This is a genomic window from Lacticaseibacillus pantheris DSM 15945 = JCM 12539 = NBRC 106106 (genome assembly GCF_001591865.1).
In the GTDB taxonomy this organism is placed as follows: Bacteria; Bacillota; Bacilli; order Lactobacillales; family Lactobacillaceae; genus Lacticaseibacillus; species Lacticaseibacillus pantheris.
Genome location: NZ_BCVS01000014.1, coordinates 1 through 20,835, shown reverse-complemented (window position 1 = coordinate 20,835; position 20,835 = coordinate 1). Strand labels below are relative to the sequence as shown.

Genomic DNA, 20,835 nt, shown 5'->3' with positions numbered 1-20,835 from the left:
CTCAACCTCCGCCACCACGCCAGTACGACCAGCCAATATCAACAGTCCACAAAGTCGTAGCACGCCACGGCACCCCACCGGCCATAACCGCCACTAGGGTCACCTGATTAAACGCAAATATCGGCCCCTACCCGTCGTCTTGACGTGCATGACCGATATTGTGTAGTTGTCTAGCCGTTAATCGTCGCTTGTGAGCTCGAATAGCCGCTATCTTCCTTAACGTTGTGCAGCTTGTAATACGACTCAATAATGTCGTGCGCCATCGACGTGTTCCAAGCCCCCGAAGTGGAGGTCAGGTTAGGTATGACTAGGGCAACGGCAATTTGTGGGTTCTTGGCCGGAGCAAAGGCTACCAAACTAATGGTAGTAGTTTCGACCAGCGGTGAACTCGAATCAGTAGGGTCTGAGTGGGCAAAGGTCTGTGCAGTACCAGACTTCGCGGCTACACCAGGATTCAGGTCGTTCAACGCACTAACCGTCCGGTTGCTATCAGAACCATGGACGGTCATCCACATCCCCTGCTTGACCAGGTTAACGTCCGCCTGCGTTGCCCCAATTTTGCCCAATACTTCGGGCTGCGTAGTGGACAGTACGGATTTGCTCTTACTACTCTTACTGCTGTCAGTAATCGACTGCACCAGGTACGGACGCATCCGGTAGCCATCATTGGCGACGGTGCTGACGTAATCTGCCAGCTGCATGGTTGTGTACGCATCGTAGTTCCCGTAGGACAAGTCAAGTGCGGACCCAACGGCCAGGGCACCATAACTGTTGTGGGTGGCACCCTCAAGGCCAGTGACCTCACCAGGCAGGTCAATCCCCGTCTTGATGCCCAGACCAAACTCGCCAAAGTGGCGGCGCATCTTGCTAAAGATGTCGTTGTCCATCGTTAAGTAACTGTTAGCCTCGTACTTGGCGTTACCCTCACGCATCGCCAACCGCATCATGTAGATGTTACTGGAAATTTCGAGGGCGTGATCGGCGGTTAGTGAACTGTACGCGCCAATGTTGTACCACGACTTCTTCACTGGTGTGCCCTTAAGGTAAATTGGCACATCGGGTAGTGAACTGTTGCTGGTAGTGATTACTCCGTCCTCTAAGGCCCCGAGAACCATCGCGGGCTTCACTACCGACCCCATAACAAAGGTCTGGTTAATTGTTCCCAGGGCATTTTCGGTGATGGTGTTCTTTTTAAAGTTGTGTTTGTAACCGGTCATCGCGAGCACCGCACCGGTACTAGGATTCATAACGACGGCGTACGCACCGTCAGACAAACTCGCAGCACCAGAACTAACGGCTGACTGGTAGTACTTCTTGACGATGTCGGCCACTTGCCCTTGGAACTTCGAGTCAAGCGTCAAGTTAAGGTTCTCCCCCGCCGAACCGGCATACTGCTGAACCGCGCTCGTCACACTATTATTACTATTAACGGTTACTTTGGTCTGTGACTTACTGCCCTTCAGTACGTCCTCATACTGTTTCTGCAGGTAAGACGTCCCCACGCGGTCGTTTCGGGAGTAGCCCTCAGTCAGGTATGCTGACAATGAATCTTCTGGTAACCCCTGCTTGGACGTGCTGACCGAGCCAATGATACTCAACATACTCTTGCCGTTCGGGTACGAGTTGGTCCAGTCGGTGCCCAAGTTAACGCCCGGCATGCTGGATAGGTGTTCCCCAACCTGGGCCACTTCTGTAGAAGTTACTCCGGTTTCTTTCAGGTACACCGTTGAGAATTCACTGGCGCTGTTCATTTTGTAGTAAATTGCGGCGGCCGTCTTTTGCTTGCTGCTAAGGCTAGGCATAATTTTCTTGGCGGCCTTCAGTTCCAGTTTGTACAGTTTCGTGGCACCCAATTTCAACTGGGCTTTGGTTAACTGCTTGTTAACACGCTTCAGGTTCTGCTTGTTCGCCAAGTAGTAGTCCAACTCCTGACGCTTGGTCAACGAACTAGTGTCGGCGTTAATGTACGTTGCCAGGACGGTGGCAACCTTCTCCATTTGGGCCGACGTAACCGACTCGTTCTTCGTGTAGGTAATGGCTTTGTTCGCCTTGTTGGAGACCATGACCCGCCCCTCGGAGTCGTAAATCATCCCCCGCGGCACGGTACCCTCAACCGTGGTGCTACTGCTACTATTAACCACTTCGGAAAAGGAACTGCCGTTAATAATTTGTAGGTACGCCAATTGACCCACTAGGAGGGCAAAGAGGACAAACACAAAGAAAAAAAGCAGGTTCAAGCGAAACGGTATGCGTGATTTTGGTCGTTTTGGTCGTGGTGTACGTATGTACTTCAACAGTGGCGCTCCTTCATATTTTCTGTAGTTTAGTGTAACAAAGAAACCGTGCAAACACCACGGGCCCAATTTCTGGTATGCTGTTGGTTAAACGCGGTGAACTGGGTCACTGCCACACATTATGGGGTGGCAAATACCCGAATGCCATCACCGCAAACGGAGAGGTTCCTATGCGTTGGATTAACTCAATTAAACGGCACCCACTAACAGTTGCTTTTGCCCTACCTATCATTATCATGGGTATTTATTTCTGTGCGTGCCAGCATGTGTATCCATTTGGTAATAGTAGCTTACTAACCGTGGATATGGGTCAACAGTACATTGATTTTTACGCATACTTTAGACAAACACTGCTGGGTCACCCCGGACAATTTTTTTATGCCTGGAACAAAGCGCTCGGTGGGGACATGATTGGTGTCTGGGCTTACTACTTAATGAGTCCCTTCAACCTAGTGTTAGTGCTGGTGCCTAAGTCCATGCTGGATGTTGGGATCCTCATCATGACGCTACTGAAATACGGAGCGGCGAGCCTCTCGATGGCATACTACCTCCACCGGCGCGGTCTACGGAGCTGGGTTTTACCAGCTTACGGCCTGGCATACGCCCTATCAGGGTGGATGATTGCCAACCAACTGAACCTGATGTGGTTTGACGGCGCCATCATGTTACCACTAGTAGCCGACGCGGTAGACCGATTGGTAGCCGGTCAGCCCCGCCGCTTTCCCCTGCTCTTGGCGGCCACGTTGCTGGTTAACTACTACATTGGCTACATGGTCATCTTATTCACTATTGGTTACTTCCTGTTTGCGCTCGTCCGCGACCGTTTGCACAAAGCGGCAGTTATCCGCGCCTGCCGCCGCTTTGCCCTAACCGGACTACTGGGCGCAGCCTTGGCCGCCTGTCTGTTGGTCCCTACCTTCTTCCAGATAACGCAAAGTAAGGGTACATATACCGCCACGACCGTTAACTGGCAGTTTGAGTACAACCCACTACACCTACTCAGTAAGTTGGTTGCGGGCTCATTCAACTTTGACCAGATGCCTTCCGGGTTGCCCAACATCTTTGTGGGGTCGCTGGCCACACTCGGCGCAATCATCTATTTCACCAACCGGCGGATCAACTGGCGCGAACGCGTGGCTGCGGGAACATGGACCGTCTTTTTGTTCATCTCAATGATGTTTGAACCGTTAGACCTAGTTTGGCACGGCCTGCAATTTCCCGTATGGTACCCCTACCGTTTTTCCTTTGTAGTCACCTTCTGGTTGATATTACTCGCCGCGCGGGGTTTCAAGTATCTTCCCGATGGCATTAGCCTGCCACAGATGCTCCTACTGGCATTTGTGTGCGTCGGGGCTGACCTCTATGTATGGTTTAACCTCGATAGCTTTAGTTACCTCACCAAACAACAGGTACTGCTAACTGGCCTCCTTAACCTCCTGGCCATCATTGTTCTGAGCCTCCGCGGTAATGCACACCGGGGCACCTACGTTATCATGTTATTACTCAGCATCGTCGATATGACCAGCAACGCCGCGCTGACAATGAACCAGTTGGCGTACGTCAGCCACAGTGATTACCACACGTACACTGAGGCCCTGCGCAGCGGTGTCAATACCGTGCAAAGTCGTGACAGCGGCTGGTACCGAATTGGTAAAACGGTGGGCCGGACCAAAAACGACGCCATGGAAGTAGGGTTTAACGGTACCGACCAGTTCAACTCTATGTTTGAACCCAACGTACCCACCTTTTTCGGACAGATTGGCCAAGCTGACGGCGACGGCTTTGTGGCCTACGCCAACGGTACCGAATTTACCGACGCGCTGTTAGATACCAAGTATTGGCTCACAAAACGTGCTGGTAGTACTGCCTTCCTCCCGACGGAAAGTACCCGCGAGGACGTTGCCAACTATACCGGCATCGGGCACACACAAAACTTGAACGTGTACCGCAACGATAACGCCCTAGGCATTGCCTTCGGGGCCAGTGCCAACATCCTCCAGACTAAACTAGCAACGGGATCACCGCTCACTAATCAGGAACGTATTGCCACGGGCCTTACGGGGGCCAAAACTACCATGTTTACCGCACGCCCCTTTGAATCCATCACCATGACCAACAATATTAAGTCCATGGCGGGTATTGGCGGTAGCACCTACACCGTCAAGAAAGGTGGTGCCGCAACGATTACGTACACGTTCATCGCTAACACCACCGAGCCTTACTACTTGACCGTTGACAGTTCACTGACGGATAACGCGGCCACCGTCCGCCTGAACGGCCAGCAGGTGCACCTAGCCGACTCCTTCCGCAATACGGCGGTGCTCAACGTCACACCTGCCCAGGTGAATAAAGTGAACACCATCACGATTACGCTCAACAAACAATCGCTGTTCCTGGGCAACGTTGCGTTATACCAACTGGATACAAGTGGTTTCAAACAAACGATTGACCAACTACAGAAATCGCCGCTTCACGTTACCCACCACGGTAGTAACTCGCTACGTGGCACGGTCAACATTCGTAGCAAGAACCAAGTGCTGATGACCACCATCCCCCAGGTACCCGGGTGGCACGTGCGGGTCGACGGTCGAACAGTCACCCCCAAGAAGGTACTCGGCCTATTTATGGCTATTCCTCTAACTAAGGGTCACCACACGATTAGCATGTACTACGTGCCTCCGTACCTCGTCTGGGGCATCATCATATCGCAAATCGCAGCGGCAATTACATGGTTCGCGTTCTTCCGGAACCGGCCACGGCACGCAGCCCTCCCACGCTTCAGCAAACGTCTACGTCAGCGGCCCTAACCAAACAGATAGACAAAGCAACACCCCACAACTTCTACTCCGTGTTTGAGTCGAAGTTGCGGGGTGTTGCTTCGCATTATGCTTTAGTGACCAACAATTTATTCACCGATATCGTTGGACTGTGAACTGACCTTACCGTGCTTAACGGCATACAGGGCCGCTTTGGTGCGATCATCCACCTCCAACTTGGCCAAAATATTCGACACGTGCGTTTTCACGGTCTTAAGGGTGATGAACAGTTCATCAGCGATTTGCTGGTTACTTTTCCCCTGAGCAATTAAGTCCAGGACCTCACGTTCACGACTCGTTAAATCATCGTAGAGCGCCATATCGGCCATCGCCTGGTCCTTATTCTGCAACTTATCGTTCACTTCGGGGGCAATCGTGCTCTGTCCCCGCATCGTGTTGCGGATTGCGTCCGCAATTTCCGCCGCCGTACTGGTCTTGAGTATGTACCCCGCTGCCCCTGCGGCCATCGCCGGGTAAACTAGCTCATCATCAATAAAACTAGTCAAAATGATGACACGAGCTTGCGGCCAGGATGCCAAAATTTCTTTGGTGGCCGTCACCCCGTCCATTTTGGGCATTTTGAGGTCCATGAGAATGACATCTGGTCGGTCGGCCAAGGCCTGATCGCGACCATCCGCACCGTTTTCCGCCTCGCCAATGACCTCGATATCCTGCTGAATACCCAGGTAGGACGAAATCCCTAACCGCACCATTTCGTGATCATCGACAATCAATACTTTAATCATTGCTGTCCTCCTTAACAGTCACTGGCACCCGCACCTCGACGCTCGTACCTTGGCCGGGGAAACTAATTAACTTCACCGTCCCGCCCAAGCTACGGGCACGTTCCTCAATGTTGTTCAAACCGTAGCTACCGGCATTTTCAGCGGCCGACGTATCAAAGCCGACGCCATCATCAATCATACGCAGGACGACGTTACTACCGACCGTATTCAAATACACTTCCAGCTGATTGGCCTCAGCGTGTCGTAACGTGTTGCTCAGTAGCTCCTGCACAATACGGAATAAATGGTCCTCCGTCGTCGTCGCCAGGTGCACGTCGGCAATATCCCACTTGATGTCAATATTAATCTTGGTTTGTAGTTCTTTCAACAACCCAATAATACCTTCACGTAGTGGCTTCCCAGCTAGCGAAGTCGGACGCAGGTGCAGCAGAAGCGCACGCATTTCCGATTGGGCGGCGTTAATAACACGTTCAATCGTGTCCAGTTGCTTGGTTAAACCGCTATCCGCCAATTCAGGCTGCCCATCAACCACGGCACGCATCGTCGACAATAGCATCATCGCCGCAAAGAGTTGCTGCGAAACCGAATCATGTAACTCGCGCGCAATGCGCTGACGCTCGGCCACCACCACGGCCTCTTTGCTTTCACCCTCAACCAAGTCCGGTTTCTTGCTGTACCGGGCAATCTCGCCCTGTAACCGGACAATTTGTTCCTGTAGCGCTTGGAGCAGGCGGGCATTATCCGCACCAAATATCTTCGCGTTCACAGTCAGGGCCTGATCGGTGTCCTGATCCAAAAAGTTTCGTACTAACCGGCCGAGCTCATTCGACATACGGCGCTGCGTCAATCGGACCACCAGCCAAACGCTACCGGTCACAACCAGGCCCACAGAGAATGCGGCTAGCACAACAAAAACCGCTACGGGTATGCCGCCAATGGAGTAGGTTAAGAGCCGCCAAACATACGTCAGTTTGTGGCCAACCACCACCATCCAGATCAGAATGACTTCCAGCAGAAACATTAATAACGTAATAGCGCCTAAAATGCAGGCGTAACCCTTCTTGGTCATACGGTCACCACCTCCAGGTCGCCAATCAGTGTGCTCGTAACGATGCGTAGACGGCGCGAAGCATCATCATACCCAGGAGTAGCTAAGTGAATAGTTTCGTTGGCAAGGTGGAAATCTTCCCCAGCGAAACTGACTTTACCCGTTAACGCCGAGTGATTGAGCTCAATGCCCACCCCCAGCGGCACCAATACGCGGGTGCGGCCAAAGCCCTTGCGGATAACCACAACGTTGTCGCGTTGCGGCAGAATGGTATTACCTAAGTCCACGATGGTGTCACCGGCAAGAACGGTGATGTTAGTGTCCTCCCATTCGAAAACCGAGCTACCAATCGTACTATCACCGAACCAGGGCTGTCGCCGCGGACGACCGGCGTTAGCACCAAAGCCGTGAACGGACACAAACTGTTTGTGGGTCCATGGTGTCCACTTACCGTTGCGGGCACGGCGCCGTAAGCTCAGTAGTAGCATGATTCCGCCAAAGGCAACCATCCACCAGAACGCACCATGAACGGCCACACTCACGATCACGGAAACAGCACCAAAGACCAACAGGAACGTGTGCCAGAAACCACTTTGCAACCCCCGGGCCATAGCCAATGAGACCCCACCCGCAATCAGGAAAATGAGCGTGGGCAGGTCGGCAAATAAGCTGTACCCGAGGAACAGCGCTAATATGAATTCTACAATTGCAAAAAAGTATATCCGTGAAGACATGCGGCTACCTCCTGCATACATCATACCGTAACCAGGCATATTTGCGTGGGTCCACAGACCGATTTTGTGCCCAAAAATTTGCCAACAACAAAGGCGCACCCACACGGGTACGCCTTTGTTCTAACTACGGTGCTACTTATTCAACCGCAGTAATTTTAACCTGCATGTCGCCACCAGGTGTTTGTACCGCTACGGTTTCACCCAGTTTGTGTCCAATCAGGGATTCGCCAATTGGTGACTCATTACTGATTTTGCCCGCCATCGGGTCCGCTTCAGCAGCACCCACAATCTGGTAGGTTTCCTCATCAGTCTCGCCCACTTCAACGAACGTGACTGATTTGCCCACGGACACTTCGTCCTTCGCCACGGAGTCGCTATCGATAATTTCGGCGTAACGCAACATCTGCTCCACTTGGGCGATGCGCGTTTCCAAAGATGACTGCTCGTCCTTGGCACTTTCATACTCAGAATTTTCGGATAAATCTCCAAAACTACGTGCAATCTTAATCCGGTCAATTACCTCTGGGCGCTTAACCGTCTTGAGCTGTTCCAATTCCTTTTCCAGCTTAACCTTACCGTCAGCCGTCATCGGGTACGTCTTGTCTGCCATGCTATACAACCTCTTCCTTATTTTCGCTTAAATCAAGCCACGCTGATCCAGTATCGCCTGGACCTTTGTGACCAGTAAATCAATTGCTACTTTGTTTTGCCCACCCTCAGGCACAATGAGGTCCGCATACCGCTTAGTGGGTTCCACAAATTCATGGTACATTGGCTTCACCGTGCTTTGGTACTGGTTGATAATATCATCCAGCGAGCGGCCCCGTTCAACCGTATCACGTTTGATCCGTCGTAACACCCGAATATCATCATCCGTATCCACGAAGATTTTAATATCCATCAACTCGCGTAACTCTTTTTCCGCGAGAATCAGAATTCCCTCCAGAATAATAACGTCCGTAGGCTCCACGTGAATCGTGTCACTGGTGCGGTTATGGTCAGTATAGTCGTACACCGGCTTTTCAATCGCCTGGCGGTGCAACAACCGCTCAATGTCGGCTACCAGCAGGTCGTTATCAAAGGCGAGCGGGTGATCATAGTTAATCAGTTTCCGCTGAGCAAAGGGTAAATCGCTGTGCTTGTAGTACGAGTCCTGCGCGATTAACGTGACTGAACGGGTTGCCTCAAAATGATCAAAAATCTCGTGGGCAACACTTGTTTTACCGGAGGCCGACCCCCCGGTGATGCCAATAACAATGGGCTTCTGTTGTTCCATTACTTTCCATCCCCACTAAAAGTTACTACTACTGGTTGTCGCTACCAATGGCCGCAATGTTGGCGTCCTGTTCTGCCAAAGTCCGGGCATACAGAATCTTACCGGTCTTGAGGTTAGCCACAAAGTAGAGGTAACCCGCGCTCCGGTCGGACGGATTCAACACCGCCTGCACTGATTGTAGACTCGGTTGGTTGAACGGTCCAGGGCCAAAGCCCGCGTTCTTATACAAGTTGTACGGCGATTTAACCGCCGTATCCTTGTTGGTTAAGTGGGTCTTGTGCGTGTTAAGGGCGTACATCACCGTGATGTCGGACTGCAGTGGCATGTCAGCGTCAATCCGGTTAAAGAAGACACCAGCAATCTTGCGGCGACTGGCTTCGGTCACACCCTCCCGCTCAACAATGGATGCTAGGGTCAACACGTGTTGGACAGTCAAGTCCTGCTTCTTAATGTTACTGTAGTACGGCTGCAGCACCGAGTTGGTTTTAGCAACCATCTGCGTGACCAGCTCTTTCATGGTTTCGCCAGAACTAACCGAATACGTCGCCGGGAACAAGTAGCCTTCCAGGTGGTAACGGACGTTCTTGGACTTTGCGGCGGAACCGAGCAGCTCTGGGTACTTCTTTGCCAATTGATTGAAGAAAGTATCATCCTTCATTAAGGCCATGAAGCTCTTTTTCGACAAGTTACCATTCTTCTTGGTGTACTTGTCCATCGAGCTAGCAATCGTCTCGACAGTTTCACCTTCACGAACCAGTACCTGCGTACCGTCATTACTGCCCTTACCCATGAGGGTGGTAACCACGTGCTTCAGGTCCATGGACTTGGCCACTTGGAACGTCCCGGCCTGAAACTCGCTGTAACTGTTAATCTTGGCGTACAGCGCGAAAACCGTGGCACTCTTAATAACACCCTTGTTGGCTAAGGCTTCACCAATTTGTTTGGTGCTAGCACCGCTGTTAATTTTGACGCTCACCGCTTTACTTGAATGCGGATCCACCGCCTCCAGCGAAGTCGTGACGTACCGGTAGCCCATAAATCCGGTAACGGCAACCAAAGCCACTACAATGCCAATTACCCACCAAACAATATGGTGAACGAGGTGGTTTTGAGCGTCCCGAAACGACCGTTTATCCAACGACGTTCCGGGGATTTTTTCATGATCTTGTTGCGAACCAGCCACAATGAAACCTCCGTCAACGATAATTATCTAGGCCATTATATTAGAAACGGGCCTAAAAAGCGATAGTCACTACCGAATTTTAGCGTTTACTTCGGTTTCAAGGGCGTCGACCACCGCGGCCATGGCCTTTTCAACCGTGTCCTCGGTCAGCGTGTCATCGTCCCGCCGGAAGGTCAGTGTGTATGCAAGACTCCGAGTTGCTGGTGGCAACTTGGGTCCGGCGTAAACATCGAACAGGTGCACGTCGCGCAAATACTGACCCGCATGCGCACGAATAACGTCTTCCACCGCGGCACTAGTAGTCGTGATGTCAACAAGCAGCGCAACGTCCCGCGTCATGGATGGGAACTTTGGAGCGGGTGCGACGATCTTGTCTGCGCGACCGGCTGCCAATAGTGGCTCCAGGTTAAGTTCAAAGACGAACGTCTCGGGCAGGTTGTTATCAGCCTCGTACTGCGGGTGTAGCCGACCTAGTAAACCAACACGCTGGTCCGCCAGCATGATGTATGCTGACTGCCCGGGGTGCATGCTGCTAGGTAGTTCATCAGTTGTGTACTCGACCGGCGTATCAAGGTTGTAGTCATCCAGTAGCATGGCAACAATACCCTTAGTGGTATAGAAGTCGACTGGCTGAGCCTTTTGGTTCCACTCTTTGTTTGCAAAGTTGCCTGACAGAACGCCGGCAACGTAATTGTGCTCATCGGGACGGTGTTGACCATTGGCACGGATAAATACACGGCCCTGTTCATACAGAGCGATGTCATTTTCCTTACGTGCGGCGTTATAACGGACGGCATCCAGCAGCCCCGTCAGCATGTTGGCACGCAATTCCTGGTGGTCAACGGTCATGGGCCAAGCTAGCTTGGTCGTTGCGTTGTTTTCCAAAGCAAATTCGTTGGCCTGATCCTCGCCACGCAACGAGTACGTAATGGCCTGGTCCATCCCCGCCCCCTGAAGCAACGTCCGGTTACGCCGGAGCCGCCGCTGCACTGGTGTCAGCGTGCCAACCGTCATTGTGGCAGTTGGTAGCGTTGCTGGCAGGTTGTCGTAGCCGTAAATGCGGGCAACTTCCTCAATGAGGTCCGGTACGATGAAGATATCCCAGCGTCGCGCCGGAACCGAGACCGTCATCTGGTCGCCATCGCCGGTTACACCAAAGCCGAGGCGGTCAAAAATCCCGCGAACAGTCACCGCATCTAGGTCAGTGCCCAGAACGTGGTTAATTTGGTCAGTTGTGATGTCAATCACTGTTGGCGCGCCACTCACGCTAGTAGCGGTTGCAATTCCGCTAGCAACCGTCCCACCACCGAGTTCTGCCGCCATGCGTGCAGCCGTATCAAGGGCGGTAATGATGTTCGATTCATCAATCCCCTTTTCAAAGCGGGAGCTGGCCTGACTACGCAAATCATAACGTTGGGCGGTCTTACGAATGCTGGTCCGGTTGAACACGGCGGATTCGAAAACGATGCTGGTAGTGCTATCGGTAATCTCCGAGTTCAATCCCCCCATCACACCTGCGAGCGCAATGGGCACAGTGCCGTTACTAATCACAATATCGTCGGTCGTTAAGGTACGCTCAGTTCCGTCGAGGGTCGTGAGCCCTTCACCAGCTGCGGCCCGCCGTACGTGGACGGTACCATCACCGACTTTGTCGTAATCAAAGGCGTGCATTGGCTGGCCGAAGTACAACATGATGTAGTTCGTAATGTCCACAATGTTGTTCAGAGGACGGATGCCAGCGTTCCACAAGCGCCGCTGCAACCACAGTGGGCTTTCCTGCACGTGCACACCAGTTACTACCCGTAAGTTGTAACTCGGCGCATCGTCAGGGTCGTCGACGCTCACCTGCAGGAAGTCACCCACCGGCTTGCCCGTCTCAACAACGGGCTGATCATCAAAGTGTGGCTTGTTTCCGTAGGTAGCGCCAACTTCCCAGGCAACTCCCCGCATCCCCAAGGCATCCGCACGGTTAGGCGTAATGTCAAAGTCGAGGATGGCATCGTGCATGCCCAGCACCGCCATGGCGTCAGTGCCCGGCTTGATGGCTTCGTTAAACACGTAGATTCCATCAGCGTACTTCTTAGGGGAGACGCTATCGCTAAAGCCAATTTCCTGGAGCGCACAAATCATGCCATCACTAATCTCGCCACGGAGCTTGCCACGCTTAATTTTTTCGTTGTTAGCAATCCGGGCGCCAGGCAACGCCACAATGACGGTCTGCCCCGCAGCAACGTTAGGTGCACCACAGACAATTTGCCGTAACTCGTCTTCGCCAGTATCCACCATGCAAACGTGCATGTGATCGGAGTTCGGGTGCATCTTCATGCTTTCGATGTGGCCGATGACAATCTTCTTCTTACCCTCGTCGCGACGCGTTACGCTCGGCACCTCGATACCCGTGCGCGAAACCTTATCCGCTAACTCTTCAGGGCCAACGGGCACATCAACTAATTCTGTTAACCAATCGTATGAAACATCCATGAATTAACCCTCCGTCTTGAACTGGTGCAGGAACCGTAAATCATCAGTGTAGAAGCTACGAATGTCATCAACACCGTACTTCAGCATGGCCAAACGGTCTGGGCCCACACCAAAGGCAAAGCCGCCGTAGACATCGCTGTCAACACCCGCTGACCGCAACACGTTCGGGTGCACCATACCAGCGCCTAGCACTTCGATCCAGCCGCTGTACTTGCAGACGGCACAGCCCTTACCACCACAGCGGAAGCAAGAAATATCAACTTCGACACTTGGTTCCGTAAACGGGAAGTAGCTGGGACGCAACCGAATTTCACGCTCGGCGCCAAAGACGTGGCGTGCCATCGCCAGCAGCGTGCCTTTGAGGTCGGCCATCGTGATGTGCTTATCGACTACCAGCCCCTCCATCTGGTGGAACTGGTGGCTGTGCGTAGCGTCATCCGTGTCGCGACGGTAGACGCGGCCTGGACTGATTTCCTTGAGCGGGCCTTTGCTGAAATCATGACTCTCCAGCGTCCGGGCCTGTACGGCACTGGTCTGTGTCCGCATCAGTAGGTCGTGCCCTAAATAGAAAGTGTCCTGCATGTCACGAGCGGGGTGATCGGGCGGAATGTTCAACTTCTCAAAGTTGTACTTGTCCTCTTCCACTTCGTAACCGTCAACTACCTGATAACCCATCCCCATGAACAGGTCCTCCAGGTCGTCGATGATCTGTTCAATCACGTGGGCCGTACCCCGACGAACTGGTGTGCCAGGCAGAGTGACGTCAACCGTTTCCATTGCAATTTTGTGAGCAGTCATTTCCTGCTCGATGTCGTGACGCTGATTTTCAATGGCTGTCTTTAACTCGTCACGCACCTTGTTGGCAAACTCGCCCACTTGAGGCCGCTCTTCCGGTGCGAGGTCCCGCATCCCACGCAACACTTCCGTAATCGGTCCCTTTTTACCCAATAACTTCACCCTGATTTGGTTCAATTCCTCCAAATCGGATGTCTTCATAATGCGGCCGCGATTTTCATCAGCCAGCTGCTCTAACTTATCCCGTAAACTCATGACGCTGCTCCCTTCTGTTACTCTCAATGTTTCGACACTCGATGAACCGTATTGGACGGAGGGGTGGTGGCGGGGAATGACTGCATGGATTCCTCACTATCCCGGCTTACTGAAACGAGCTGCGCAGGCCAGAAGACGCCGCATAAGCAACTCTGACCAAAAGGCCAAAACCGGTATCACCGCGGCTAAGACCGAGAATGCTACTATGCTCCCGCGCTACTCGTGCATATTGAGACGAGCTGCGCAGGCCAGAAAGCGACGTATAAGCAACTCTGACTAAACGGCCAAAACCGGTATCACCGCGGCTAAGACCGAGAATGCTACTATGCTCCCGCGCTACTCATGCGTATTGAGACGAGCTGCGCAGGCCAGAAAGCGACGTATAAGCTATTAGCACCAAAAGGCCAAGTGCGGGCCTTTCGGCGCTAGTAACTTATACTATGCTTTCTAAACGGCCTGCTCCGCTCTCTACAAAAAACGCCCCTAACCGTCAATACGGTTAGGGACGACATCGGCCGCGGTACCACCCTAGTTCACGGATATAAACATACCCGTACACTCAATCAGTGGGATAACGGCCCTCTCCGGGACTTACCGCCGTAGCTAATAAGCCAACTCAGAAAATGAATACAACTAGTCTTAACTGAGGAGCCTTCCAGTCGCTGGACTCCACTTCCTGACAGTCGCCACTAATTGCGTTTCCTTCAACGTCTTTGTGTCAATCTGTCATTAGTGTAACGGTCTTAGGCAATGGCGTCAACACATTCCTCGTCGGTCAACCACTCGTCACCCCAAGCATGCGCCGCCGTCAACACCTGATTGAGCCCCTGGCCCTTGTCGGTCAGTTGGTACTCAATCAAAGATGAGTTGGGATGCGTCACACGGTCAACAATACCCTCGCCCTCAAGCTCCTTCAAGCGTTCAACCAATACGCGGTCCGAACACTTAGGAATTGAGCCGGCAATGTCCTTAAAACGGTGTGGGCCGTCAATTAAAACCTCGAGAATTAAACCGTTCCACTTCTTTCCCAAGATAGAAAAAGTCTTCTGGAAATGTGGGCATAAGTCCTTACTCGTTTTGTCCTGCGTACAATTAACTGTTTTCACCGTTGCCATAATAATCCCCTCACAATGTCATAGAAAGAGCCCGTTCTAAACGTGCTTATTTATTGTTAGTATACCGCAAAGGCGAAAAAGTGCAAGCAAAATTATCAAAATGGCAAATAGTGGGCCTGGCTCACGGACAACCGTGTCCAGTGGCCATATAAAGAAAGCATCCACAATCCCTGCGCAAGCGGGAGTGTGGATGCCAAAAAACAATATTCATCTAAACCTATTCGTCGCGGTGCTGCTTACCCGCGTTCCGTGCGCGTAGCTCCTCAGCAGTCGGTCCGGTAGTTGAATCATCGTCCTGAGTGGTTGGCTTAGCCACACCCATACTTTGCATTGCCCCCATCGCTGACGGCATCGGAGCACGGCTCGTAATGGAGCCATCCGCGTTGAACATGTCGGGCGTCACCACCTCGACCGGCGGATTGTCGGCCATCTCCGCATCCATCCGCTTCCGAATCGACGGCAACATCACGTACGTCACGATTAGCTGTTGAATCAGGATGATAATCCCCGTCCCCAGGAAGTATAGTCCCAAACCAGCCGGCGAAATGATACTGATGAAGAACGTGAACATCGGTGATAACCACATCGACGTCTGCATGGTCTTCCGTTGCTCGGGCGTAGATCCCTGTAGCATCAGGTAGCCCTGCAGTACGTACAGCAAAGTAGCGATGATGGTGACCGGCAGGTTTGTGTGCCCCAAAGCAATGCCCAAGAACTTGGCGTTCGCAATATCCTTGGAGTACGCCACGGCCTGGTACAAACCTGAGATAATCGGCAACTGTACCAACATCATTAGGCAACCCATCTGGGGAATCATGCTACTACCGTTCTTCTTGTAGACGTCCTGCATCAAACCGTTGATTTGCATGGTCGTCGTCTGGTCCTGCGACATCTTGGCCGCCTTTTGGAGTAGCGACAACTGCGGCTGCAACACCCGCGTCTTTTCTTGCTGTTCCGTCATGTTACGCTGTTGCCGCAACATGAATGGCATCAGCACCAACCGCACGACCAGGGTGATTAACAGGATTGCCCAACCATAACCACTGGACGTCCCCAAAACGTGGGCAATACTGTCCAGTAGGTGCGAAATTGGGGTTGATACGTACTTGTACAGCGACCCGTAAAAGAACCCGGTTGGGGGTGTACGGGTCACAATCCCAGACTTGGAGACATGCTGGGTGCTATTACTACAAGCAGCCAATACCAGCGCCAAAGTCGTTAAACCCGCGCCCATACCGAAACGTTTGAACTTCGTATTCATTAATAGTAATCCCTTCAACTAGTGATATCGTTGTCCACTATACGCGAACTGCCCGCACCTATCAATATACAACGTTAAATCCGTTGTATTCCGGCACCGATTTCATTGGTGTTTCTTCATATGTAGACACACGGGCAAATTGGGATGGTCCTTGCTTGATTGCCTCACGGAATGCGCTCATCTGTGTGTCGGTACCAACGGCATGAATCAGCACGGACCCATCCGACTGGTTACGCACATCACCACGGATTGCCATTCTGTCCGCCAACATCTGTGTGGTCGCGCGAAAACCCACGCCCTGCACCCGTCCGTTAACCCTAATTGTATAGGCTGTATCTGCCATCGAAATGTCCCCTTCCTGAATGCGAACACGCAACAATCGCTCACGTGCACGCACACTGTACAACCATTCTACCACGGCCCAACGTGATGGCGTGCATTAAGCGGCGGAACAGGAAACGCCCCTTTGCGTTTGTTTATCGTCACCGCCAGAAAAATAATCCGTGCGGTGTCACGTGCCAGCGCTTATTACGTCCGGTATGTGGTACAATCCTTGCAATGGGGGGTATTCCAATGGAAACCATTATTTCACCAAAAAACGACAAAATTAAGCGGGCAAAGAAGCTCACCCGCCGTAAGTACCAAAAGGACTATGACCGTTACCTGCTGGAGGGACCACACCTTGTACGTGAGGCCATCGCCAGCGGTGCATTACCGGAAACACTGTTTGTGACTAGCAAATACATGCACGAGCAAGCAGTCCGTGACTTCTACGACCAAACCATCGAAATTAGCAGCGAGGTCGCGCAGCACCTGGCCGAGACGCCCACACCACAGGGGATGTTTGCGGTGATGCCGTTGCCGCACGAAGAGTTGCCAACGGACCTAAACGGCAGCTTTTTACTGCTGGATGCCATTCAGGACCCTGGCAATGTGGGCACGATGGTACGGACTGCCGACGCGGCTGGCATCGACACCGTTGTCCTCGGCAACGGAACGGCCGACGCCTATTCGCCCAAAGTTTTGCGGGCAATGCAGGGTAGCCAGTTCCACGTACGCGTAGTGAGTGCCAACCTCAACCACCTGTTACCACAACTCAAAGCCGCTGGCGTACCGGTCTTCGGCACCGAGCTCAATGACCAGGCACTGCCATATACTGACGTCGCACCGACCACCAACTTTGCCCTTGTTATGGGTAATGAAGGCAACGGCATGGATCCAGAGTTGCTGGCGCAGACAGACCAGAACCTATACATCCCCATGCGTGGTCGCGCCGAGTCGCTCAATGTGGGCGTTGCTGCGGGCGTGGTATTGTTCCACCTCCTCGCGTAAACGGAGAATCATTATGAATTAGTTACGTTCAATCAGCGGAGTGCGTACCGTTATTAAACCTGCTATAATAGCGGTAGCTAATGACAAGGAGATGTGTCCATGGAGAAATATCGGCAGTGGGAAGATGACCAGGCTTATCGAGCCCTGGTTGATGATCTGCTAGCAGAGCCGGCAGTACAAAAACTGGCTAATTACACTCAACACCACCATTCAAACCGTCTGGAGCACTCAATTCGTGTTTCCTACACTAGCTATTTGATTGGGGTGAAGATGGGTCTGAACGTTCGGGCCCTCGCGCGTGGCGGTCTACTGCACGATTTATTCTACTACGACTGGCGCACCACTAAGTTTGACAGTGGAACTCATGCATACGTGCATCCCCGCATTGCTTTGCACAATGCGGAGCACCTCACCGAGTTATCGCCGATGGAACGCGACATTATCGTTAAGCATATGTGGGGTGCCACGCTAGCTTTCCCCCGTTACCGGGAAAGTTACATCGTTTCGCTCGTTGACGACTACGCCGCGATGGCCGAGTTCATGCACCCGTGGCGCATCAAGATTTTTGGGCAGCACTTCGCCTCTTAATACGGACAAAATAAGGGTGACCTTCATGTGAGGGTCACCCTTTTCGTGTGCGTGAATCACGCTAAATTGCTCTTGTTTAGATCATCTGGATTCAAAGGTGCTGGCTTGTCCGCGTCATGGCGGCGCTGAAATTCAGCTGCTTGTTCGGGCGTTAACATCGGCAACGCAATCCGGAAAATTGAGCCACTACCAGGAACCGACTCAACGTTGATAGTGCCGTGGTAACCATCAATTAACTGCTTAGCAATCGATAATCCCAGTCCATTACCGCCCTTTTCACGGCTACGGGCTTTATCCACGCGATAAAACCGGTTGAAAACACGGTCCTGATTCTTAGGAGCAATCCCCTCACCAAAATCCTGCACGGCCAAATCCACGGTCGTGTCGGAAGAGCCCACCGATACGTGGATTTCCTTCCGGTCCCGTGAGTACTTCACCGCGTTGTCAATCAGAATGATCAGCACCTGCTCCATGTGATTCCGATAAAACTGGACCCAGGCCGGGCCATCCAACTCGTTTTCGAGCGTGATGGTAAAATCGGGATGAATCATTTGCATGTCGTTGGTGACCTGCTCAACAATTTCGTTCACCTCGGTCACCGCGTGCACAAACTGCGTTTCCACCTGGTCAGCACGCGTGAGGTCCAGCATTTCCTGAATAAGGCTCTTCATCCGGGACACTTCCTGTAGGGAAGCCTTGATGGACTCGTCAAGTACTTCCGGATCCTCTTTGCCCCAACGGTCCAACATGTTGAGGTGCCCTTCCAAAATAGCAACTGGCGTCCGCAATTCGTGGCTGACATCGCCCACAAAGTCGGTCTGCTGGTCGATAAAACGCTGAATACGGTCCAGCATTGCGTTGAATTCGTTAATCAAATGGGACAATTCGTCATTCGTCCGTAACGCCGGGATTCGAGCGTCGCTTTGCGGCTCACTATTGATCTGATCAATCGTTTTACTGATACGCCGGATGGGGCGCAGGAAACGACTGGCGAGAAAGAAACCCATCATGGCCGAAATGACCAACGCCCCAAAACTAACCAGATAAATAGTATTGGTGACGCGATTCATCGTCCGGTGGTAGCTTGACAGGGCGTTGGTCACCTGCAAATAACCGATGACCTTGCTGGTATGCGCACTGACGATTGGCGTCCGGGCCACCAAACCATCAAAGCCCCCTGCACGCTCCGTGGTAATGCGCAAATCCGCAGTCCGCTTAGTCTTCAACGGCGATTTACGCGAGCTAAACACCTGCCGGCCCGACTGATTGTATACCGTGACGGTAATGTCTTCCCGCGACAATTTCTGAATAATCGCATCCGAAAAGACCGAACCACGATTGCCGCCAGATTCAGTCGCGACCGTACTCCCATTATCGGTGGATACATCGATTTTGGGAAAGACCGTCCGTGCGGTCAGGTTAGAACTAATCGGTTCTAGCCGCTTCTGAACTGAATTAACGGTATCGGAGACGGTACTTTTTTCTTGCGCCAACAACGTTTGTCCCATCACCCCATAAATGACTAGCGAGAACACTAGAAAGGTGAGAAATATGACAAACGCGACGGCAAACGCCCACGTCCACCGTAACGAGACAAATCCCTTCTGGCGACGTGGACGTCGTTGACCATCTTTGCGTCTAAACATTAAGACCGCATTACGTAGCCGGTACCACGGACGGTTTGGATGTAACTTGGATCACCCGGCTTGTCAATTTTGTTACGGATATAACGGACGTAAACATCCACCACGTTAGTCTCGACGTCGGAATCGTACCCCCAAACCTTCTTCAAAAGTTCGTTCCGATCCTGAACCACGTTCACGTTTTCCATCAGGGTCAACAACAATTCGTATTCACGCTTCGTGAGCTCAATGATGTCATCACCACGACGAACAATCCGGTTTTCCTTTTCAATGGTCAGGTCCCGGTAAGTCAACTTGGTCTGCTTGGTCTGGTTGGATGCGTTCATGGAGTTAACGCGGCGTAACAAGGCGCGCAAACGAGCGAGTAACTCTTCAATGGCAAACGGCTTGACGATATAGTCGTCAGCACCGTGATCCAGGCCGGAGACGCGGTCAATGACGGAGTCACGGGCAGTCATCATGATAATTGGAGTATCCTTGACGGCACGCACACGACGACAGATTTCCAGACCGTTCAGTTCAGGCAACATTAAATCGAGCAAAATGGCATCCCAGTCTTCTGCCAAAGCAGCGTCCAGCCCCTGGCGACCGTTACCGTAAACAGCGGTTTCGTTACCCTCATGCTTCAATTCAAGGTCAACAAACCGTGCCAGGTTCTTCTCATCTTCAATAATCAAAATTTTGCTCATATTTTACTTATCTCCTTAGGCCGTGGCCGCCGCAACGACCCCTTTGCTTATTGTTTTACATTGAATTTTAACATAGAAAAATGAGAAAAACCACACAGAGCGGAGCAGGGCGTTCAGAAACTGGAGTGTAACTTGCTTGGGATACTAAAGCCCGCACTTGGCTTTAGTGTCCCAAGTGGGTTACACGGAAGTTTTTGCCCTGCGCAGCTCGACTATGATCAACAGAGCGTTGCCCCGCGGGTAAAAACCAGAGCATAAGTAGGACCAAATGAGAATCCCGCACTTGGATTCTTGTTTGGTTCTGCTTATGTGGCGGCTTTTGCGGGGCACAGCTCGACTATGGAAACAGAGCGGAGCCCCGCGGGTAAAAGCCAGAACATAAGCGGGGCCAAATGAGAATCCCGCACTTGGATTCTTGTTTGGTTCTGCTTATGTGGCGGCTTTTGCGGGGCGCAGCTCGACTATGAAAACAGAGCGGAGCCCCGCGGGTAAAAACCAGAGCATAAGTAGGACCAAATGAGAATCCCGCACTTGGATTCTTGTTTGGTTCTGCTTATGTGGCGGCTTTTGCGGGGCACA

17 protein-coding genes are annotated in these 20,835 nt (G+C 52.2%); 3 read left to right on the top strand and 14 right to left on the bottom strand.

Annotation, left to right across the window (positions count from 1 at the left end):
• Positions 1–170 precede the first annotated feature (170 nt).
• A complete protein-coding gene (locus LPA02S_RS02855; RefSeq protein WP_056956444.1) occupies positions 171–2,294 on the bottom strand; it encodes a peptidoglycan D,D-transpeptidase FtsI family protein in 2,124 nt (707 codons plus the stop codon).
• A gap of 170 nt (positions 2,295–2,464) precedes the next feature.
• On the opposite strand from LPA02S_RS02855, the gene LPA02S_RS02850 reads away from it, so the two are divergent.
• Complete coding sequence (locus LPA02S_RS02850; protein ID WP_056956445.1) at positions 2,465–5,101, top strand: YfhO family protein; 2,637 nt, start codon at positions 2,465–2,467, stop codon at positions 5,099–5,101.
• A 98-nt stretch (positions 5,102–5,199) separates the two neighbouring features.
• On the opposite strand, the gene LPA02S_RS02845 is transcribed toward LPA02S_RS02850, so the two are convergent.
• The 11 genes from LPA02S_RS02845 to LPA02S_RS02795 all read right to left on the bottom strand — a co-directional run bounded on the left by LPA02S_RS02845 (position 5,200) and on the right by LPA02S_RS02795 (position 16,347).
• Positions 5,200–5,856, bottom strand: a complete 657-nt coding sequence (locus LPA02S_RS02845; protein ID WP_056956446.1) for a response regulator transcription factor — start codon at positions 5,854–5,856, stop codon at positions 5,200–5,202.
• The gene (locus LPA02S_RS02840) at positions 5,849–6,925 is read right to left on the bottom strand and encodes a sensor histidine kinase (RefSeq protein ID WP_054650301.1); all 1,077 of its coding nucleotides are present in this window, start codon (positions 6,923–6,925) and stop codon (positions 5,849–5,851) included. The genes LPA02S_RS02845 and LPA02S_RS02840 overlap by 8 nt, the downstream gene beginning before the upstream one ends.
• On the bottom strand, positions 6,922–7,638 hold the full coding sequence (liaF, locus tag LPA02S_RS02835) for a cell wall-active antibiotics response protein LiaF (protein ID WP_056956447.1): 717 nt from the start codon (positions 7,636–7,638) through the stop codon (positions 6,922–6,924). Before liaF ends, LPA02S_RS02840 begins: the two co-directional genes overlap by 4 nt.
• Positions 7,639–7,774: 136 nt before the next feature.
• Entirely contained in the window at positions 7,775–8,248 is a 474-nt protein-coding gene (gene greA / locus LPA02S_RS02830; RefSeq protein WP_054650305.1) for a transcription elongation factor GreA, read from the bottom strand.
• Between the two features lie 27 nt (positions 8,249–8,275).
• A complete protein-coding gene (udk, locus tag LPA02S_RS02825) occupies positions 8,276–8,914 on the bottom strand; it encodes a uridine kinase (protein WP_054650307.1) in 639 nt (212 codons plus the stop codon).
• A gap of 28 nt (positions 8,915–8,942) precedes the next feature.
• Positions 8,943–10,097 carry an endolytic transglycosylase MltG gene (mltG, locus tag LPA02S_RS02820; RefSeq protein WP_420835959.1) on the bottom strand — a complete coding sequence of 385 codons (1,155 nt, stop codon included), beginning with the start codon at positions 10,095–10,097 and terminating at the stop codon, positions 8,943–8,945.
• Between the two features lie 69 nt (positions 10,098–10,166).
• Entirely contained in the window at positions 10,167–12,578 is a 2,412-nt protein-coding gene (gene pheT / locus LPA02S_RS02815) for a phenylalanine--tRNA ligase subunit beta (protein WP_056956448.1), read from the bottom strand.
• A gap of 3 nt (positions 12,579–12,581) precedes the next feature.
• The gene (gene pheS, locus LPA02S_RS02810) at positions 12,582–13,628 is read right to left on the bottom strand and encodes a phenylalanine--tRNA ligase subunit alpha (RefSeq protein WP_056956449.1); all 1,047 of its coding nucleotides are present in this window, start codon (positions 13,626–13,628) and stop codon (positions 12,582–12,584) included.
• A 743-nt stretch (positions 13,629–14,371) separates the two neighbouring features.
• Entirely contained in the window at positions 14,372–14,743 is a 372-nt protein-coding gene (locus LPA02S_RS02805) for a winged helix-turn-helix transcriptional regulator (protein ID WP_156302203.1), read from the bottom strand.
• A 217-nt stretch (positions 14,744–14,960) separates the two neighbouring features.
• Positions 14,961–16,004, bottom strand: a complete 1,044-nt coding sequence (gene yidC, locus LPA02S_RS02800; RefSeq protein ID WP_082405529.1) for a membrane protein insertase YidC — start codon at positions 16,002–16,004, stop codon at positions 14,961–14,963.
• Between the two features lie 61 nt (positions 16,005–16,065).
• On the bottom strand, positions 16,066–16,347 hold the full coding sequence (locus LPA02S_RS02795) for an acylphosphatase (protein ID WP_054651776.1): 282 nt from the start codon (positions 16,345–16,347) through the stop codon (positions 16,066–16,068).
• Positions 16,348–16,577: 230 nt separating this feature from the next.
• Between LPA02S_RS02795 and LPA02S_RS02790 the strand changes: the two genes are divergently transcribed.
• Both LPA02S_RS02790 and LPA02S_RS02785 read left to right on the top strand, forming a co-directional pair.
• Positions 16,578–17,336 carry a TrmH family RNA methyltransferase gene (locus LPA02S_RS02790; protein ID WP_056956450.1) on the top strand — a complete coding sequence of 253 codons (759 nt, stop codon included), beginning with the start codon at positions 16,578–16,580 and terminating at the stop codon, positions 17,334–17,336.
• A 99-nt stretch (positions 17,337–17,435) separates the two neighbouring features.
• Positions 17,436–17,924 (top strand): HD domain-containing protein, encoded by a 489-nt coding sequence (locus LPA02S_RS02785; protein WP_054651778.1) that lies wholly within the window; start codon positions 17,436–17,438, stop codon positions 17,922–17,924.
• 56 nt (positions 17,925–17,980) lie between these two features.
• On the opposite strand, the gene LPA02S_RS02780 is transcribed toward LPA02S_RS02785, so the two are convergent.
• Together LPA02S_RS02780 and LPA02S_RS02775 are read right to left on the bottom strand one after the other, a co-directional pair.
• Positions 17,981–19,570, bottom strand: coding sequence for a sensor histidine kinase (locus tag LPA02S_RS02780; protein ID WP_056956451.1), 1,590 nt, complete (start codon positions 19,568–19,570; stop codon positions 17,981–17,983).
• A complete protein-coding gene (locus LPA02S_RS02775) occupies positions 19,570–20,256 on the bottom strand; it encodes a response regulator transcription factor (protein WP_054651780.1) in 687 nt (228 codons plus the stop codon). The genes LPA02S_RS02780 and LPA02S_RS02775 overlap by 1 nt, the downstream gene beginning before the upstream one ends.
• Between the last annotated feature and the right edge of the window lie 579 nt (positions 20,257–20,835).

Coding starts and splice junctions, on each gene's coding strand:
- LPA02S_RS02850 (WP_056956445.1), top strand. CDS start 2,465: ATGCGTTGGATTAACTCAATTAAACGGCACCCACTAACAGTTGCTTTT.
- LPA02S_RS02845 (WP_056956446.1), bottom strand. CDS start 5,856: ATGATTAAAGTATTGATTGTCGATGATCACGAAATGGTGCGGTTAGGG.
- LPA02S_RS02840 (WP_054650301.1), bottom strand. CDS start 6,925: ATGACCAAGAAGGGTTACGCCTGCATTTTAGGCGCTATTACGTTATTA.
- liaF (WP_056956447.1), bottom strand. CDS start 7,638: ATGTCTTCACGGATATACTTTTTTGCAATTGTAGAATTCATATTAGCG.
- greA (WP_054650305.1), bottom strand. CDS start 8,248: ATGGCAGACAAGACGTACCCGATGACGGCTGACGGTAAGGTTAAGCTG.
- udk (WP_054650307.1), bottom strand. CDS start 8,914: ATGGAACAACAGAAGCCCATTGTTATTGGCATCACCGGGGGGTCGGCC.
- pheT (WP_056956448.1), bottom strand. CDS start 12,578: ATGGATGTTTCATACGATTGGTTAACAGAATTAGTTGATGTGCCCGTT.
- pheS (WP_056956449.1), bottom strand. CDS start 13,628: ATGAGTTTACGGGATAAGTTAGAGCAGCTGGCTGATGAAAATCGCGGC.
- LPA02S_RS02805 (WP_156302203.1), bottom strand. CDS start 14,743: ATGGCAACGGTGAAAACAGTTAATTGTACGCAGGACAAAACGAGTAAG.
- yidC (WP_082405529.1), bottom strand. CDS start 16,004: ATGAATACGAAGTTCAAACGTTTCGGTATGGGCGCGGGTTTAACGACT.
- LPA02S_RS02795 (WP_054651776.1), bottom strand. CDS start 16,347: ATGGCAGATACAGCCTATACAATTAGGGTTAACGGACGGGTGCAGGGC.
- LPA02S_RS02790 (WP_056956450.1), top strand. CDS start 16,578: ATGGAAACCATTATTTCACCAAAAAACGACAAAATTAAGCGGGCAAAG.
- LPA02S_RS02785 (WP_054651778.1), top strand. CDS start 17,436: ATGGAGAAATATCGGCAGTGGGAAGATGACCAGGCTTATCGAGCCCTG.
- LPA02S_RS02780 (WP_056956451.1), bottom strand. CDS start 19,570: ATGTTTAGACGCAAAGATGGTCAACGACGTCCACGTCGCCAGAAGGGA.
- LPA02S_RS02775 (WP_054651780.1), bottom strand. CDS start 20,256: ATGAGCAAAATTTTGATTATTGAAGATGAGAAGAACCTGGCACGGTTT.